Below are 15387 nucleotides of genomic sequence, written 5' to 3'. Positions count from 1 at the left end.
GAAAGGCCAATCGGTTCCGAACTCCCCCGGTCCGATCGGCCTTTCGCTTGTCTTACTATATAATGAATTAAGCGGCGTACTGCGGCAGGAAGCTCCCTGCTCTGACACGGACCTGAATACGGTCGCTTTGAGTTACGCCTGCAGCATTGATCCATTCGGCATAATACTCGTAAGAGCCTGGCGCCCGATTATGGATTTCTGTGGCAGCCCGCTGCATCGAAGGAGAAGCGTTAATTAAAGCCTGGGTGTCGACCAGAACGCCGTTCTCATAGAGACGGTACTCGGTAGCATTCGTCCCCCACCACATGTTCACGCTAATCTGATAGCTGCCATCTTCGTCCCAATTGTCATGCGACAATACTGGCTTGCCCGGCGCAGCATCCGTCACCGTTACGCGAAGCGGCTGGGACTGCGATACTCCCCAGGCATTTACCAATTCACCGACATATGTATATACGCCGTTGGCTTTTCCTGTAATATCGATAGAAGCTGTCTGCATCGAAGGAGAAGCCTCCTTCAATGGGATGCTCTGAATCAAGACGCCGTCTTCATACAGTTTGAATTCGGAACCGTTATTTCCCCACCATAAATTCATCGTCACCTTATAATCGCCGTCTCGAAGACCTGTATCCGAACCATTATTGTCAGACAGTAGAGGTGTGCCCGGCGCTGCGCCGGCATGCGGCTGCTTCACCTGGAATACGGCCCGGTCCGAGGCTACGTTACCTGCGGCGTCTTCTACACGGTATTCAATGACATGCTCTCCTGCTCCCAGCTCCTTGGCGCTGATCGCCTGACCCTCTTCAACCGGCTGGCCGTTGAGGAGAAGCTTCTGGTTCATGACCCCGGAGAGCTCGTCCGTGCTATGAAGCTCAAATTTCAGGATATCCTGCTCCCATACGTCTCCAATTCGGTTCCCCGATTGAGTCAACGTCACGTCGGGTGCTGTCTTATCCAGCTTGATTTCTACCTTCTTGACCTCTTCAGCCACGCCGCTGGCAGAAGAGTAGTATTGAGTGACATTGACTCCCTCTCTGTCGACAACTAGTGGACCCGAGTATACGGACTCAGCCCCATCATTCAACCGATAGGTTGTCGATACCGGCTCCGAACCCGTAGCCGTCAAGGTAAGGGTTACATTCCGGTTAAACCAACCGTTCGAGTTCGGCTGCTCCGATAGAGCGGCAGAGGTTACCGGTGGAACGTTCGCCTGTGCAAGCGAGATATCGTTTATCCCCCGGACCTTCAATTGATATACGTCTTTAAAAATCGAAGACACACCTTGAAGATTTACAATCTGACCTTCTTCATAAGGGAAGTCTGCGAGTGCCAGCCCTGTTCTGACATCCACGCGGACATGATTGCTGACTCCATTTGCGCTGATCGCATCAAATTCGAAGGAACCAGATGGAGATGCCGTAATGATATTGGTGATTTCTACCTGCTGAAGTGCAATCAGTTGACCTTGATTGGCAGCATTGACGGAGTCGACCTTAACTGCCTCCGGCAGATCTGCCGTCGCGATCTTTTCGATCAAGACTGGGCTCACTAATTCAAGCTCTGTGTTATAAAGAGCTGTCGAGGCCGTAAGCTTAACCTTATCGCCTTGATGAAATCCCGTGCTGCTCTGAAACACATAGATTCCGCCGGTAGCATCCTGCAAATAGAAGGTTTGCCCACCATAGATGCCTGGTTCAGTAGTTACAATACCTTGGACCGTGATCAGACTTCCTTCCGGCATGCTTCTTCCTTCCGCGATCGTAATCACTTCCGGGATCGAGCTGCCTGCATCCGGCAATGGCTCGGCAGGCACGTTACCCAGCGTCACGGACTTGGTCAGCAGATTATTACCGTTCTGCCGCAAGCGTAAATTGGCCGCCCCGGAAGTGCCTGGCTTGATGCGTATCTTCAAATCCTTATAGGCCCGCCCTTGACTATCAGCGGTCAAGCTGAAGGCATCACTATATCCATACGCGGCAGGCCAGGTTCCGTCCGCTCTTTGCGTCATGGCCACCTGGGTTCCTCCAGTCACATAAATTCCTGCACTAAAGCCGGTCACAGTTGAATTGGAAGGGAGATTCTCGATAAGAACGCGAATTTGGAACTCTGATGCATTGGGAAGAACCGATTGGTGGACAAAGCTGTAAACTGGCGATGCACTCACTGTAGCTCCACCGTAGGAACCTGGCTTGAAGGTTGAGCTGTCCCACCATTTATAGCCGGCGGCCGGCGGAGACCATGGTTCTGGCTGGGGCTCCGTTGAAGCCTCAGGCGCTTCGAAGGAATGCAGTTTTGTCGCCTCATCCAATTGAAGGTCATCGACTTGTGCCAGACTTGTATAGCTCTCCTGTTCGGCCAGCCAATTGATCAAATTGACTAACAAAATGGCATCATCCTGCTCCTTAAAGCCATCATAGGTCGTCTTTTTAGCTCCTGTCTCTTCGCGCAAATATTTTGGCGTTGCATCTTCTACCGGAGAGGAATCACCAATGAAGGCTGCTTTACCCAATCCGACCTTTGCTACGGCAACATAAGGTCCCTCCTCTACACCGCCGCCGTTATATACGCCCTGATCGACCGCGCTTCCCCATGCCTCATTCGTCTGCGGGAGGTACACAATGCCCTTAGCCTTTGCCGGATCGGTAATCGCTAGCGTAGAACCGGCATGCATCGCAACTCCGTTAACTCCCTCAGTGATTCCGAAGGCCTGATCCGGCTCTACAATATGATTGGCCGTAATGTCGCCCAGTGCGTTATACCGAAAACGAACCCCGAAATGGTCCGCAAGCCAATCCGAGCTGACAACGCCTTGCATTGCCTTCGAGTTTCGCTCTTCCGAGCTCATGCCCTTAGTTGGATCCTCCCAGGCCCCTCTGCGGTACCCGTTGATCGCTTCGGAGCCGTCCCAGCGGTTCTTGTTACGGTCAGCATTATAATGATCTCCAATGAAGAATATACTTCCTCCATTCTGGACATACTGCTCCATCGCAGCCTGCTCGCTCTGCTTGAAGGGAATGTTTGGCTCAGCAATAACAAATACAGAATAGCCACTTAGATCACTGTAGGTAATCGGTGTTGACTTGCGCAGTTCGGCGACATCATACCCGTCAGCTGCCAGTGCTTGTCCAAAATCGGAAAAACCGCCGTCAATTACCCAGTCTGCGGCACCAGCGGTCTGGGCATGAGTATTGTCAAAAAGTATTCTCTTACCGGCATTCTCATTTACCACTTTGGCAGCAATGTAGGGTGCGGGATCGTTCGGACCCTCGGCTTGCACAGGTGCGAGAATCGCGCCCAGCTCCAGTTGAATCGTAAATGCCAAGGATACAGCAAGCCCGATTCGCAACCACTTCGCCCCGATCTTCTTCCCAAGTCCAACCAGCTTTCTGCTCATAATTTCCCTCCCATGAGATTAAGAGTTGAGTAACACCCTTATTTTTACATGGGATTATTAGCTAAAAAGTAAGGTTGTGTAAAATATGAAGAAATATATTCTTCTTTTCATCGGTGTCCTGTAAAAATAACACTGCGTTTACCATACCGCCGAAGCAGTTGTTTATAATAGCTGTATTCCATGCAAGTTCTGCATTTTTCTGATCGGCATAAGGAGGCAGTCATTAATGGCATCAATGAATTCTATAAGTCTGACAATTCTGCATACAAGCGATATTCACGGTCACCTGTATCCGACCGACTACCGCAGCCCTGGCGACAAGCCGCTTGGCCTTGCCAAGCTGTCACGTCTGATTCAGAAAGAGAGAAGCCGGAGCACAAATCTGCTCCTGATTGATAACGGAGACTTGATTCAAGGAACGCCGCTGATGTATCACTATGCCAAGTTAAACCGCCACGGTCTGCATCCTGCAGCCAGAGCGCTGAATGCACTTGGATATGATGCAGCCGTGCTCGGGAATCACGAGTTCAATTACGGACACGAGCTGCTTCGACAGGCGATCAGCGATTCCGATTGTCCCTGGCTATCTGCTAACATTGTAAACAAGACTGACGGGAAGCCCGCATTCGGCAAGCCATATCGAATCTTTGAGCTTCCGCAAGGCATTCGCATCGCCCTGCTCGGACTTACCACCCACTTTATTCCGAATTGGGAGGAGCCGAATCACATCGAAGGCTTGTCCTTTATTGATGCGCTTGATGCTGCTGAGTACTGGGTAGACAAGATTCGCTGCACTGAACAGCCGGATGCGGTAATTTTGAGCTATCACGGAGGCTTTGAACGCGATCCCATGACTGGTAAAGCAACCGAACCCTTAACCGGTGAAAATCAAGGGTATGCTATATGTGAAACGATCGCGGGTGTCGACGTACTGCTCACCGGCCATCAACACCGTCTGTTAAACGGGGAAATTAACGGGGTAGTCATTACGCAGCCTGGCAGTGCCGGACAAGCGGTCGCAAAGGTAGAGCTTGAATTTCAAGCGATTCCAGAGGGGGGATGGCGGCTATCGGGCAAATCTTCCTCTTTGCTTATTGTAGATGAAGCGGATCAGGAGGATGAGGATTTTTTGGCTCTATTTGCTGAGGATGAACGACAAACGCAGTTTTGGCTCGATCAACCTATCGGACGCGCCGAGGGGGACTTGTCGATTCCAGATCCGTTTACAGCTCGTCAGGCAGATCATGCCTTTACGGAAATGATCAATCGGATTCAGATGGAGGTGACCGGGGCTGAGCTCTCTCTGGCTGCCATCTTTACCAATGAAGCCAGAGGTTTCGGAGAATTAATTACGATGCGGGATGTGGTGTCCAACTACATTTATCCTAATACGTTAAAGGTTGTCCGTATGCGGGGCAGCGACATCCGAGCCATGTTGGAGCAGACTGCTGAGTACTTTGAGGTGAATGAGACCGGTGATGGACTGTGCATTGCGCCGTCATATCTGGAGCCAAAGCCACAGCATTTCAATTATGATATGTGGGAAGGCATCGACTATACGCTCGACATCTCAAAGCCCGTCGGACATCGGGTGGTCAGATTGGAGCGCCACGGAGCACCAGTGGATCCAGATCAAAGCTTCGACGTTGTCATGAACAGCTACCGTGCTGGCGGTGGCGGTAACTTCGACATGCTGAAGGACGCGCCTGTAGTTCGTGAAATTCCGACCGATATGACAGAGATTCTTGCAGATTACATTTCCCGGCTAGGTGTGCTCCAGGCGACTTGTAATCATAATTGGGAGGTTGTTTACTAAGCTCATTAAGCAGCCTCTTCCCTCTATATCCACAACGAAAAAGGCGGCGCCAGAGACGCATTCTCTGACGTCGCCCTTTTTCAGTTAAAGTTGGCTGCCGATTTCTTCATCGGGATGCCGTTTCAGTTGCTAAGGGCAACTCTGCAGTGTGCCAACCGCCTGTCCCCTTCTTACCCTTTTACCAGCTTCGTCCGAAGCTTGTTGGATATCCACTCGATGATCAGAATCAGAATGACCAATCCGATCAGAATCGCCCCGACTTGATTCCACTTATACCCGTTCATGGCAAAGATCAGCGGCGCACCGATCCCTCCTGCGCCAACCAAGCCCAGGATGGACGCTTCACGCATATTCATATCGAACCGGTAAATGGTTACCGAGAGGAACAACGACATCAATTGCGGCAAAATGCCGTAGCGTACTTTTTCAAAGGTTGTGCAGCCAATGGAGGTCATGGATTCGAGCACCTTGGTATCCAGTTCCTCAATCGCATCCACATACAGCTTGGACAGCATTCCAACCGACGTAATCCCTATCGTCATCACGCCTGAGAAAGGTCCAGGACCGGAGACGCGGATGAACATCAAGCCATACACGAGGGCCGGAATGGTCCGAATGAAGATCAGCAGCAGGCGGATAAGCCAGGCCACTGGCTTGGGTACGATATTCGAAGCAGCCATAAAAGCAAGTGGAACGGATAAGATCGCCCCTACAATAGTTCCCAGAAATGCAATAGCCACCGTCTCAACCAGCAAATACAGTACACTCTGTTTGGAGACGCTGAGTAGCAAGTTCAAGTCGGGATTCATAATTCCGGTTATAATATTCTGAGCGATGTTGAGACCACTCTGATGGATATCCTTCAGATTAACAGCAGCAAGCGACCAGACAAACAGCGCAATAATAATCACCGTAAGCGTAAGCACATACCGCAAATTACGAGGTTGGGCCTGAAGTTGCTTCTCAATATTCGTCACTGACTAACCTCCTCTCTTTCATCCAATCCATTTTTTACGGAAATGCTCACTGACTGTCTCAATAAGATAAACCGTGATCACCAGTGCCAGAATGATCATCCCTACGTTCTGATAATCACGCCAGCCCAAATCTTCTTTAATCAACAGGCCGACTCCGCCTGCACCCACGTATCCCAGGATCGCCGCATAACGTACATTTCCCTCAAAGCAGAACAGCGAATTGGACAAATAGCTTGGCAGCACCTGTGGAAACAAGGCATAGCGGAATGCCTGAATTCTTGTCATACCGATGGATTCCATCGCTTCAAATGGACCCATATCCACATTTTCAATCTGCTCATACAGCAGTTTCCCCACATAAGACAGTGTGAACAGCAGAATCGCTACTACGCCCGCGGTTGGCCCTAAGCCAAAGATGAAGGTAGCAATCAAGGCTGTGACGAGCGTCGGCAAGGTACGCAGCAGACTCAGAACAATTTTAAAGAAGGCTGTCACAAACCGGTTTGAAATGACATTGGACGAAGCCAAAATCGCTATAGGCAGTGCAAGAAGCGCACCGATCATAGAACCGATCAGCGACATCTGCAAGGTGTCTACAAGCGCTCCCCACAATCTAGGAAAGTACGCCCAATCAGGCGGAAACATTTCGCGAATCATCCCGAATAGTTTGCCTATTCGCACAAACAACACTTTTAGATTAAAATTCGTAAATTCCACGGACAGAGTAACTGCTACAATGATAAGCAATAGAATCAGCGGCGTGCGGGAGCGTTTCTCCAGAACGATCTTGCCGTTCGGAAGTGCAAGCTTTTTAGGCGGAAATAGTTTGTCATACATAAGCAATCCCGGCCTCTGTTTGAACTGACATTTCCTCCTCAAAACGGCCGCCGTAAATCTCGCCAAGCACTGCCGTAGTGACCCCGGAAGCCTCCCCATCAAAAACGACCTCGCCCTGACGAATGCCAATAATGCGGTCGGCATATTCCAGTGCTACCTCGACATGGTGGATATTCATAATCACCGAGATGTTCATCTCTTGGTTAATACGTTTGAAATCATCCATGACCATCCGGGATGTTACCGGATCAAGCGAGGCAATCGGCTCATCCGCCAGAATAATATCCGGATTCTGAGCAAGCGTCCGCGCCAGTGCTACCCGCTGCTGCTGACCGCCTGACAACTGATCCACACGCACATATGCCTTATCGAGAATACCTACTTTATCCAATGCCTCCAGTGACTTGATCTTATGATCCTTCGCAAAGATTCCGGTCAGCTTGCGCCACAGCGGCAGATCAGGGACAAAGGAAACCAGTACATTCTTGATCACAGAAGTTCTTGTCACCAGATTGAAGGATTGAAAAATCATGCCGATTCTCCGGCGGAACCGGCGAACTTGGCTTCCCTTCAGCTTCCCTACATCTACGCCATCCACATTGAGCTGGCCTCCGGTGATCTCATGCATTCGATTAATGCAACGGATCAGTGTAGACTTCCCCGCACCGGAAAGACCGATGATGGCGACGAATTCGCCCTGCTCGATGGACAGATTAATATTTTTCAAGGCTGTAGTTCCATTTGCGTATTTCTTCTCCACTTGTTTGAATTCAATCATGACATAAGCTCCAATCCTTTAGTTTCCGTAAAAACGTGAAAAAATGAGGGCATCAAGTTGCCATGATGCGCTCATTTCATTTCAAAGCTTCCGCCCTAACTTCCTCGCCTTGATCCTGGATTACTGCTTCTGACTCTTGATCAGCTCTTGAGCCTTGCGTTCATTATCATAATCCGAGGATTTTGCTTCTTGGTAGCCTTCATGACTGTACACGGCGATAACTTCTTTTCCTTTGTCAGTTTGAGCAATGGCGATAAAAGCCTTTTGCAATGCAGCCTTGAATTTGTCATCCATCAGTGAAGAGTTTTTGCTTACGCTGATGGTATCGTTATAGATTCCTTGCGTAACTCCGATCACATTCGTCTCATCCCAGATCGAAGCGGAACGGCTGAATTCGGTTGTCCATTTTTCTTCATAATCTCTTCTTGCATCAGCAAAAGCTACAATGATATCCACTTGACCAGCTGCCAGACGGGCGAACGAGCTTCCATAAGAGTCTGAGGTCACCACATGTTTCAGATCTGTGATGCTCTTGTTGTAGTTATTTTGAAGCCACAGTGTCGGGTAAATGTAACCCGCAGAAGAAGAAGTCGACATCACTGCCCAGTTCGCGCTGTCCAGATCTTCCCAAGTCAAGGATTCGCCTGCGTTCACCTTGGCTGCCAGCTCCTTACCTTTATCCGTTGGGCCAGCAATGGCAATCGAACGATAGTAAGTTGCTTGCTTGTCTGTAGGTGCCGTCGGTTTATTGTCGTTCCAATCTTTCGGACTATCGGAATCGTTGGACAGACCCGCACGGGTAGCAGTCAGAATTACATCGGCACCGTCATCATACAGGGCATATGTTCCACCCGGGATGAACCCGATGTCCGTCGTCCCTGCCGTCAAAGCCTCACCAACCGCCTCATAAGTCGTACCAACATCGATCGTAACCTTCTCCACATTGTAGCCCTCAGTAGCCAATTGCTCTTTCAGCAGATCCTTCAATGGATCTGTTGCCGTAATGATTTGGTCAGGGTCTTTGGATGGAACGAAGCTGACCTTAAGCTCCTTGATCTCTGTTGCAGAAGTTGTTGATTCTTGCGCCGTATTCGTCTGAGGCGCAGGAGTCGTATTATCCGCTGCCGCTCCGTTATTTGCCGTGTTTCCGTTAGAACCGCATCCTGCAAGAAGGCCCACGCCTAATGCAAATACTGCAGTTAACATCCATCTGTTCTTCACTATCAAATACCCCCACTATTTATAATTCGGATTTGCCGAGTGTCTCGCTCCCCTATTGCAAACCCAAATTCATCATACAAGCCTTTTGTTATCGAGTGATTATCTACCTGTAAAAAATTTGAAGTGCTCATTTACATAGCGTTGACTTTATGAAAACAAACCTCTAGGGGCAGGGACAGAATCTATATTGTAGCTTACTGCCAAAGCAATAGCGCATCCAGGAGAGCGCTGTCATGTATAGATCAGAACTTGATAATATGAATATAAAAAGCCGCTTAATCAGCGGCTTCTAATGCTACTATGTTTTTGTCACCCGACAAGTAATTGTCTCTTTGTTTCTTTCAAATCTTGTGCAGCCTAACCATATAAATAATCGATAAAATGATCAATAAGTTCATCGCTCTCATTTATCTTAGTTAGCATTTCTTTTAAATGGTCTATAAAACCTTCCAGCAATTCATAAGATTCATCATCGATTATTTCTCCATTATATTTTTCATGTATTAATTCTATTGTAGTTGATAGGTAATCCAGAAAATCGGAAAATGAGTTTGCAATCGGAAAAAGTACGCCTCCTTCCCATCTTGGCGAAGAACAAGATTTTTGGAAGGCCAAAGACAAAGAGGAGCATTTCCTAAATCAATCCCCATGCTTTTTAGCTCATGCCCATCATGCCGAACATCACACATGATTTCACAATGTTCATAAAAATATTTCAACTCAGGAGAAAGATGAGTTTTTTATCTACTTGTAGTTGTACTGATTTCGACCTATAACGTGCGCCACCTTTCTTTACAACAGGGGATTCTATTTGCGGATATTTATTCATGGTCTCTATAAAATTTAATACCGACTTCTCTAATTGATTCACCAAGGATCATTCCTCTCGATTAAGATTTACTAGCGATATGTTGATTTACCATTTATAACAAGTAATGACTTAGTGTAAGAATAGTCCTAACTAAATTGAAAGTCTACATGCGCTAAGCGATTGTCTCTTCATGAACCCCCTTAATCCAATAATATCGACCTTCTAATACTAAGGTAGATAATAGATTAAGATTAGATTAGTGGATCGCTCATGATCGGTCGGACTTCAGAACAGTGTTGTACTGTTATGATTAATAAACGAGTAGATTTTCTCACTTCATTCTGTTTAAATAAAAAATTGCAGGAGATCAAGGATACATAAGCGCTAAAACAACTGATTTACTAAGCAACTCTGATCGGAAGAAATGGAGGATAGCAATCAATGAACATATCTTTTAAAGGAATAAAAATGGCATTTATAATGCTGCTCATTTTGTTAGTAACAATTACGGGATGCACCAGCACAACACCGGTATCTCCAAATAAAGATCAATCTTTACCTAATCAATCTCAAAATACGAACCCTGCAACAGAGTCTGTTAAAGAAAAACCACTTGCCGAAGTGTCGAACATAGCAACAAATCCACCAGTTAAGTATGAACCTGCCTGGCCGGATCGTACAGTGAAGTCTTCTAATGGGCATCTTTTGAATCGTTGTGTTCCTGATAGCCTGCACGATAAAGCAACTACATTGACAACCAGCGATGGGGTGTACCTGTCGGCACTTGTGCTTGGCAGCGGAGATAAAGGGGTCCTGCTTGCACATGAGCAAGGCTATAACATCTGTTCTTTTCTTGACATGGGAACTGAACTAGCTGACAGTGGATATCTGGTTGTCATTCCTGAATATCGTAATCATGGTGCCTCACAGAATTCTCCAGAGGATAATCAGAATATAGATCGTGATGCAGATGCAGCATTAAGCGAACTCAAACGATTGGGCGCACAAAAAGTGTTTTTGGCAGGAGCTTCCTGTGGCGGTAGTACAGCAATCATTGCAGGTGTTCGTCAAGAGCTGCCTATTGAGGGGCTCATTATTCTATCTTCTCCTGCACAATGTGGGCCCCATGATGCCATTCCAGGTGTCAAAAAGATTAAAGCACCATCCTTGTTTGTATTTTCGCCTGGTGATTATGGGGGGTCAATTGAAAAAGAAGTGCGCAAATTATATCAAGCTTCCGGAGCAACTGATAAAGAGCTGATTGTGGATGAGAGTGGTTATCATGGGACCGATATGTACCACAAGGGAGAGAACGGTGATGCATTAAAGTCCAAGCTCGTTGAGTTTGTTAAAAAGGAATTTTAATTAAAATATATAGATGGCATTCCCTGTTCTTAGCTCCCCCCTAATTTACCAGCCGATCAGCACAATGTACTCACCGCAAACGAAAAAGGCCATCTCCGCCCTTCGGACGGAAATGGCCCTTATGCCGTTACAGGGACACGCGTGCCGTTAGCTCGCCTTCGCGAGTTTGGCGCTGCGAATTGATGACGAAGCGTATACGACAAGTGCTGTCCAGATGAGCGCAAAGCCGACAAGTAGAACCGGTGAGACCGATTCCTTGAACACAAAAACGCTCAGTATTAACATGATCGTCGGCCCGATGTATTGTACGAACCCGAGCGTAGACAGCGACATACGGGCGGCCGCCCGCGCAAAGAAGAGCAGCGGCAGTGCCGTTACTACGCCGGAAAGAAGCAATTCGATGAACATGGGCGCAGGCAGCGTCCAAGCCGTCGTTTTTCCCACGGCGGCCAAATAGATCCAGTAGCCGAGCGCGATGGGCAGGACTACAGCGGTCTCCGACAACAAGCCTACCGAAGCGTCTTGAACGATCTTCTTCTTCGCGAGACCGTACAAGCCAAACGACACGGCTAGCGAGATTGCAATCCACGGGAACCGCCCGTAGTCGATGGCGATGATGAGCACCGCTGCACCAGCGATGGCAATCGCGAGCCATTGGCCACGGTTTGGCTTCTCACGAAGGAAGACCACCGCAAGCAGCACGTTCAGCAACGGATTCAAATAGTAGCCGAGACTTGTCTCGACGACATGGCCGTTGTTGACTGCCCAGATGAAGATGAGCCAATTTGCAGCGATCAACAATCCGCTAGCGGTGAGCGACAGCAGGACCGAGCGATTAGCCGCAATCCGTTTTAAGTCACCCCAGCGACGCTGGACTGCTACGAGAATACCCATAAAGACGAACGACCAGACAACCCGATGTGACAGAATCTCGCCTGCCGGGACAGCGTCAAACAACTTCCAATATAGCGGGAGAATCCCCCACATAATATACGCGATAATAGCATTGACCAATCCGTTGTTCATAATCCAAATCCCCTTCTCACTCCGATGTCTTAACGGATTATACGCCTAGATCCTCGTTTTAGTAAAGGGATTAATAGTTTTTTGGCCCAAGTAAACTGCCTATCAGTGTAACTGAATGTATAAGCCTCTTGCTAGCTATTGATAATAGATTTCTTTCTGCTTCCAGATGCCATTGTCACACTCGATGTTGGATCTTAACTCTATGTTTACATAATCTCCCCAATAACCCATTGTAATAGAGTTTTCAATTATTGAAATCCACTGCAATGACACGATATAATTTTCTATTTTAACATTACTGTTTTCATAGACCTCTTTACAATAAAGCTGCACTCCATTATCAAATATATCTATTTTAGATAGAAAGTGTTCAAACATTTCTTGAGAGATATTCGGGATACCGTCTACTTCTATTGACCAATCCAAATCGGCGGATTCTAACACTATTTCATCTTTTGATTTATCCGCGTTTTCCCATGCTGTCAAAACTTCATTTGCTGAGAATCTATTGAATTTAAATAACAGGTGTTGTTTTGTCATTCGTGTTACTTCCTTTCAAATTTCATTTACCTCTGCTCAAAAATTCATCAAGCATCTTCTTGCTTTCTCCTAATGAGCGGAGTTGAACCCTATCTCCTCTTTCATCTAAAGTAAAATGTCCTTTGAAAGCATCTGGCATGGCATGATACTGTTGTTCCTCCTGCTCATATGCCTGAATAAAACAGGCATATCCATATTGATTTACTAAATACGGCAGTCCGAAAGCAGAACGAAGCAGCTCATATTCTTGATAGTTATAAGGTGTGCTTTCAGGTCGCTTCATCAGAATTTCCGTGAATTTAGACATTAGTTTCTCTACTTCTTTCTCAGTCGCATACTTGGCATAGCCTCGAACTGCAGTCAATCTCATATCTAGATAGCGCTCTTTTTTAAATGCTTTTAAGAAGAATTCCTTTAAATCAATATCTTCACAGAATACAAGTGCTTTCAAAATCGTGTTGCGAATGTACAATTTTTTGCTTTAAAATAGAGTTCTGTTAAAAATTCAGCATCTCCATGAGACAACGTTATATCTTTACATTTTTCCAGTGACCTTTGGAAATCGTCTTTATTTTCAAACCCTTTCTTTTGGGACATTTTCTTAAGCTCTTCCATTATGTTTATCACTTGTATCCCTCCATCATTTTCTTCTCATTTCTGGCTTCACCTTATTCCGAGTAGGAGATTCTATTATTGATTTAGATCACGATTTTTCAGTAGTATCGTCATTTCTTTTGCTGTTTCTTGCTTACCTCTAGCAAACCATTCCTCAATCCATCCGAACAATTCCATAAGAAAAATACGCTGAGACATAAGCACCGAAGTTTGGATATTCCGGTTTCGGTCCGAAGAGTTCTTTGAGCATATCCTTCAGAAGATAGAACAAATTTCTTTGACTAAGGAGCAGATAGAAATCTTTGTTTTTACTAAAGTGTCCAAACAAACGATTACAACAGATATGTTAGGAACGACAAAATATGATGAAGCGGTCAAAGATATATCACCATTTATGTGGATCGATGATGTCCCTATGCTCGCTGCCTATGGAAAATACGATAGAGTAGCTCATTTCGGAACAGTTAAATATCTGATTAACGCATTGGAGAAATACAAAGTTCCCCATGATTATATCGAGTTCTCCAATTCAGGACACGGTCTGCAAAATGACAATAAGCTGTATGCAAAATATCTTGACAAGATGAATGAGTATCTGGAACGGTATATGGAAAATGAATAAACCTTCAGGAGGAAAACATGGCCTTGATCGTTTGTTGTTATATCAGGATGAGGTGGAAAATATCCATCAACTAAAATCTAATTAATTATCAGGACAAGAACTTGTACCGATAAAACAAAAAAGCCGCTAATAGCGACTTTTTATGACGCCAAGTTCTTGTCTCTCGACAATAGTTTATTAGTTCAGAATGGCGTAAATATGCTTTTTTCAAAAATTATAACCATTAATTAAAATTTCCCTGACTTAAAAATATTGGGCAACTATAACAACAATAATAACAACAATGATTAAAATTAAAGTGCCTTTCCAACCTAAACTACTTACCAAATTGACTAAACTACTATGCTGAGACCTATCCATTCCGTCTTTCAAATGACCAAATGGATTATTTAGCAATTCTTCTTGTCTTAGTCTTTCCCTTGTTCTTTCAGGAGTTTCATAATCATTGTTCATTATTTACCCCCTAGGTATAAAATTTTAATTAAATATCTAAGTTCCACCATATGGATGAATTGTTATAATTATAACATTAATATATTATTGGATGGGATTTATTTGTGCTTTTAATTAAAACTTATTTTCAGCTAGATAATCATTCACATCCTATTTAGACACTTACTGATATAATTGATCCTACCCTTTGAAGAATTAACATCCCATTATCAATACTCTCAATGAAGTACTTTTTATCATCTAAAATAAGAACATCACTTTCCTGCAATTTGACTTCGCTTTTAAAATAAATGAGGTTATCTGATCCAATTACTGCTCCTTTATAGTAATTCATGCTGTCTCAACTCCTTTCGTTGTATAAATTTAGCTATTTTCGTATAATCAAAGCCCAGCGCCTCACGTAGGACGAAAATCGTCCGCTCTGTCGGCGTTTTTAATATGGTTAGTTTTTATTCTGTCTTGCTTTAGCCACTCTTGGTAATTGTTGCTCAAATATTCTTAATACATTTGAAACCAAATGTTCGCTAGGATTTTCGTTGTCTTTAATAACTGCATATATAAGGTTCAAGAAGGTCTTTGCATCTTGCTCTGTTAAACTTTTGATCGATTCCAGGGTACTATCATTTGAAAAGTTTTCTTCTTTTGTCCTCATAACTAACCCTCCATTTTAATATCACTTTTCTTCCGTTACAAAGTATTAATACGTTGTTTCCAAGATATCTCCCTTGTTTTTACGCATAGTTATTTTTTTCCTGACTTAACATGAACAACCACTGAAAATAATTCCCCTTAAAAAAATAGCTCAAAATAATCGAATTGTTGTTATTGTTTTTAAACCAATTTCAAGCTAAAAATATGAGTTGGCGCCATGTCACGAGCATTCCTCAAATTCATTTGAATTCTACCGCCGTTGGTCCCCCCCTCCCATGCAA

The 15387-nt window shown here is 45.4% G+C and carries 16 protein-coding genes; 3 read left to right on the top strand and 13 right to left on the bottom strand.

Annotated features, from left to right (window positions below):
* Positions 1-67: 67 nt before the first annotated feature.
* Positions 68-3394, bottom strand: coding sequence for a chitinase N-terminal domain-containing protein (locus ABEQ74_RS12045; RefSeq protein WP_430122422.1), 3327 nt, complete (start codon positions 3392-3394; stop codon positions 68-70).
* Positions 3395-3620: 226 nt separating this feature from the next.
* On the opposite strand from ABEQ74_RS12045, the gene ABEQ74_RS12040 reads away from it, so the two are divergent.
* Positions 3621-5210: a bifunctional metallophosphatase/5'-nucleotidase gene (locus tag ABEQ74_RS12040; RefSeq protein WP_430122421.1), complete on the top strand. Its 1590-nt coding sequence runs from the start codon at positions 3621-3623 to the stop codon at positions 5208-5210.
* 170 nt (positions 5211-5380) lie between these two features.
* Here the strand turns inward: ABEQ74_RS12040 and phnE (ABEQ74_RS12035) are convergent, their stop codons facing one another.
* The 5 genes from phnE (ABEQ74_RS12035) to ABEQ74_RS12015 form a co-directional block, all read right to left on the bottom strand.
* On the bottom strand, positions 5381-6187 hold the full coding sequence (gene phnE, locus ABEQ74_RS12035; RefSeq protein WP_430122420.1) for a phosphonate ABC transporter, permease protein PhnE: 807 nt from the start codon (positions 6185-6187) through the stop codon (positions 5381-5383).
* Between the two features lie 18 nt (positions 6188-6205).
* Positions 6206-7024 carry a phosphonate ABC transporter, permease protein PhnE gene (gene phnE / locus ABEQ74_RS12030; RefSeq protein WP_430122419.1) on the bottom strand — a complete coding sequence of 273 codons (819 nt, stop codon included), beginning with the start codon at positions 7022-7024 and terminating at the stop codon, positions 6206-6208.
* Entirely contained in the window at positions 7017-7802 is a 786-nt protein-coding gene (gene phnC / locus ABEQ74_RS12025; protein WP_430122418.1) for a phosphonate ABC transporter ATP-binding protein, read from the bottom strand. Before phnC ends, phnE (ABEQ74_RS12030) begins: the two co-directional genes overlap by 8 nt.
* Positions 7803-7922: 120 nt before the next feature.
* Complete coding sequence (locus ABEQ74_RS12020; protein ID WP_430122417.1) at positions 7923-9023, bottom strand: phosphate/phosphite/phosphonate ABC transporter substrate-binding protein; 1101 nt, start codon at positions 9021-9023, stop codon at positions 7923-7925.
* Positions 9024-9380: 357 nt separating this feature from the next.
* Positions 9381-9644 (bottom strand): hypothetical protein, encoded by a 264-nt coding sequence (locus tag ABEQ74_RS12015; RefSeq protein ID WP_430122416.1) that lies wholly within the window; start codon positions 9642-9644, stop codon positions 9381-9383.
* 631 nt (positions 9645-10275) lie between these two features.
* On the opposite strand from ABEQ74_RS12015, the gene ABEQ74_RS12010 reads away from it, so the two are divergent.
* Entirely contained in the window at positions 10276-11199 is a 924-nt protein-coding gene (locus ABEQ74_RS12010) for an alpha/beta hydrolase (protein ID WP_430122415.1), read from the top strand.
* A gap of 147 nt (positions 11200-11346) precedes the next feature.
* Here the strand turns inward: ABEQ74_RS12010 and rarD are convergent, their stop codons facing one another.
* The 4 genes from rarD to ABEQ74_RS11990 form a co-directional block, all read right to left on the bottom strand.
* Positions 11347-12225, bottom strand: coding sequence for an EamA family transporter RarD (rarD, locus tag ABEQ74_RS12005; protein ID WP_430122414.1), 879 nt, complete (start codon positions 12223-12225; stop codon positions 11347-11349).
* A 135-nt stretch (positions 12226-12360) separates the two neighbouring features.
* Positions 12361-12765 carry a hypothetical protein gene (locus ABEQ74_RS12000; RefSeq protein WP_430122413.1) on the bottom strand — a complete coding sequence of 135 codons (405 nt, stop codon included), beginning with the start codon at positions 12763-12765 and terminating at the stop codon, positions 12361-12363.
* Between the two features lie 22 nt (positions 12766-12787).
* Positions 12788-13216, bottom strand: coding sequence for a hypothetical protein (locus ABEQ74_RS11995; protein ID WP_430122412.1), 429 nt, complete (start codon positions 13214-13216; stop codon positions 12788-12790).
* Entirely contained in the window at positions 13213-13392 is a 180-nt protein-coding gene (locus ABEQ74_RS11990) for a hypothetical protein (RefSeq protein WP_430122411.1), read from the bottom strand. Before ABEQ74_RS11990 ends, ABEQ74_RS11995 begins: the two co-directional genes overlap by 4 nt.
* Positions 13393-13657: 265 nt before the next feature.
* On the opposite strand from ABEQ74_RS11990, the gene ABEQ74_RS11985 reads away from it, so the two are divergent.
* Positions 13658-14002, top strand: coding sequence for an alpha/beta hydrolase family protein (locus ABEQ74_RS11985; RefSeq protein WP_430122410.1), 345 nt, complete (start codon positions 13658-13660; stop codon positions 14000-14002).
* A gap of 243 nt (positions 14003-14245) precedes the next feature.
* On the opposite strand, the gene ABEQ74_RS11980 is transcribed toward ABEQ74_RS11985, so the two are convergent.
* The 3 genes from ABEQ74_RS11980 to ABEQ74_RS11970 form a co-directional block, all read right to left on the bottom strand.
* The gene (locus ABEQ74_RS11980) at positions 14246-14455 is read right to left on the bottom strand and encodes a DUF6366 family protein (RefSeq protein WP_430122409.1); all 210 of its coding nucleotides are present in this window, start codon (positions 14453-14455) and stop codon (positions 14246-14248) included.
* 154 nt (positions 14456-14609) lie between these two features.
* The gene (locus ABEQ74_RS11975; protein ID WP_430122408.1) at positions 14610-14789 is read right to left on the bottom strand and encodes a hypothetical protein; all 180 of its coding nucleotides are present in this window, start codon (positions 14787-14789) and stop codon (positions 14610-14612) included.
* A gap of 108 nt (positions 14790-14897) precedes the next feature.
* Positions 14898-15107: a hypothetical protein gene (locus tag ABEQ74_RS11970; RefSeq protein WP_430122407.1), complete on the bottom strand. Its 210-nt coding sequence runs from the start codon at positions 15105-15107 to the stop codon at positions 14898-14900.
* Positions 15108-15387 lie beyond the last annotated feature (280 nt).

Origin of the sequence: Paenibacillus solani (assembly GCF_050475945.1) — a bacterium.
In the GTDB taxonomy this organism is placed as follows: Bacteria; Bacillota; Bacilli; order Paenibacillales; family Paenibacillaceae; genus Paenibacillus_AQ; species Paenibacillus_AQ solani_A.
Note: the sequence above shows the minus strand (reverse complement) of the source record. Positions and strands in the feature narration are given on the sequence as shown.

Bases quoted from the DNA above. Each gene is read 5' to 3' on its own strand.
- ABEQ74_RS12045 (WP_430122422.1), bottom strand. From the start codon at position 3,394: ATGAGCAGAAAGCTGGTTGGACTTGGGAAGAAGATCGGGGCGAAGTGG.
- ABEQ74_RS12040 (WP_430122421.1), top strand. From the start codon at position 3,621: ATGGCATCAATGAATTCTATAAGTCTGACAATTCTGCATACAAGCGAT.
- phnE (WP_430122419.1), bottom strand. From the start codon at position 7,024: ATGTATGACAAACTATTTCCGCCTAAAAAGCTTGCACTTCCGAACGGC.
- phnC (WP_430122418.1), bottom strand. From the start codon at position 7,802: ATGATTGAATTCAAACAAGTGGAGAAGAAATACGCAAATGGAACTACA.
- ABEQ74_RS12010 (WP_430122415.1), top strand. From the start codon at position 10,276: ATGAACATATCTTTTAAAGGAATAAAAATGGCATTTATAATGCTGCTC.
- rarD (WP_430122414.1), bottom strand. From the start codon at position 12,225: ATGAACAACGGATTGGTCAATGCTATTATCGCGTATATTATGTGGGGG.
- ABEQ74_RS12000 (WP_430122413.1), bottom strand. From the start codon at position 12,765: ATGACAAAACAACACCTGTTATTTAAATTCAATAGATTCTCAGCAAAT.
- ABEQ74_RS11980 (WP_430122409.1), bottom strand. From the start codon at position 14,455: ATGAACAATGATTATGAAACTCCTGAAAGAACAAGGGAAAGACTAAGA.
- ABEQ74_RS11975 (WP_430122408.1), bottom strand. From the start codon at position 14,789: ATGAATTACTATAAAGGAGCAGTAATTGGATCAGATAACCTCATTTAT.
- ABEQ74_RS11970 (WP_430122407.1), bottom strand. From the start codon at position 15,107: ATGAGGACAAAAGAAGAAAACTTTTCAAATGATAGTACCCTGGAATCG.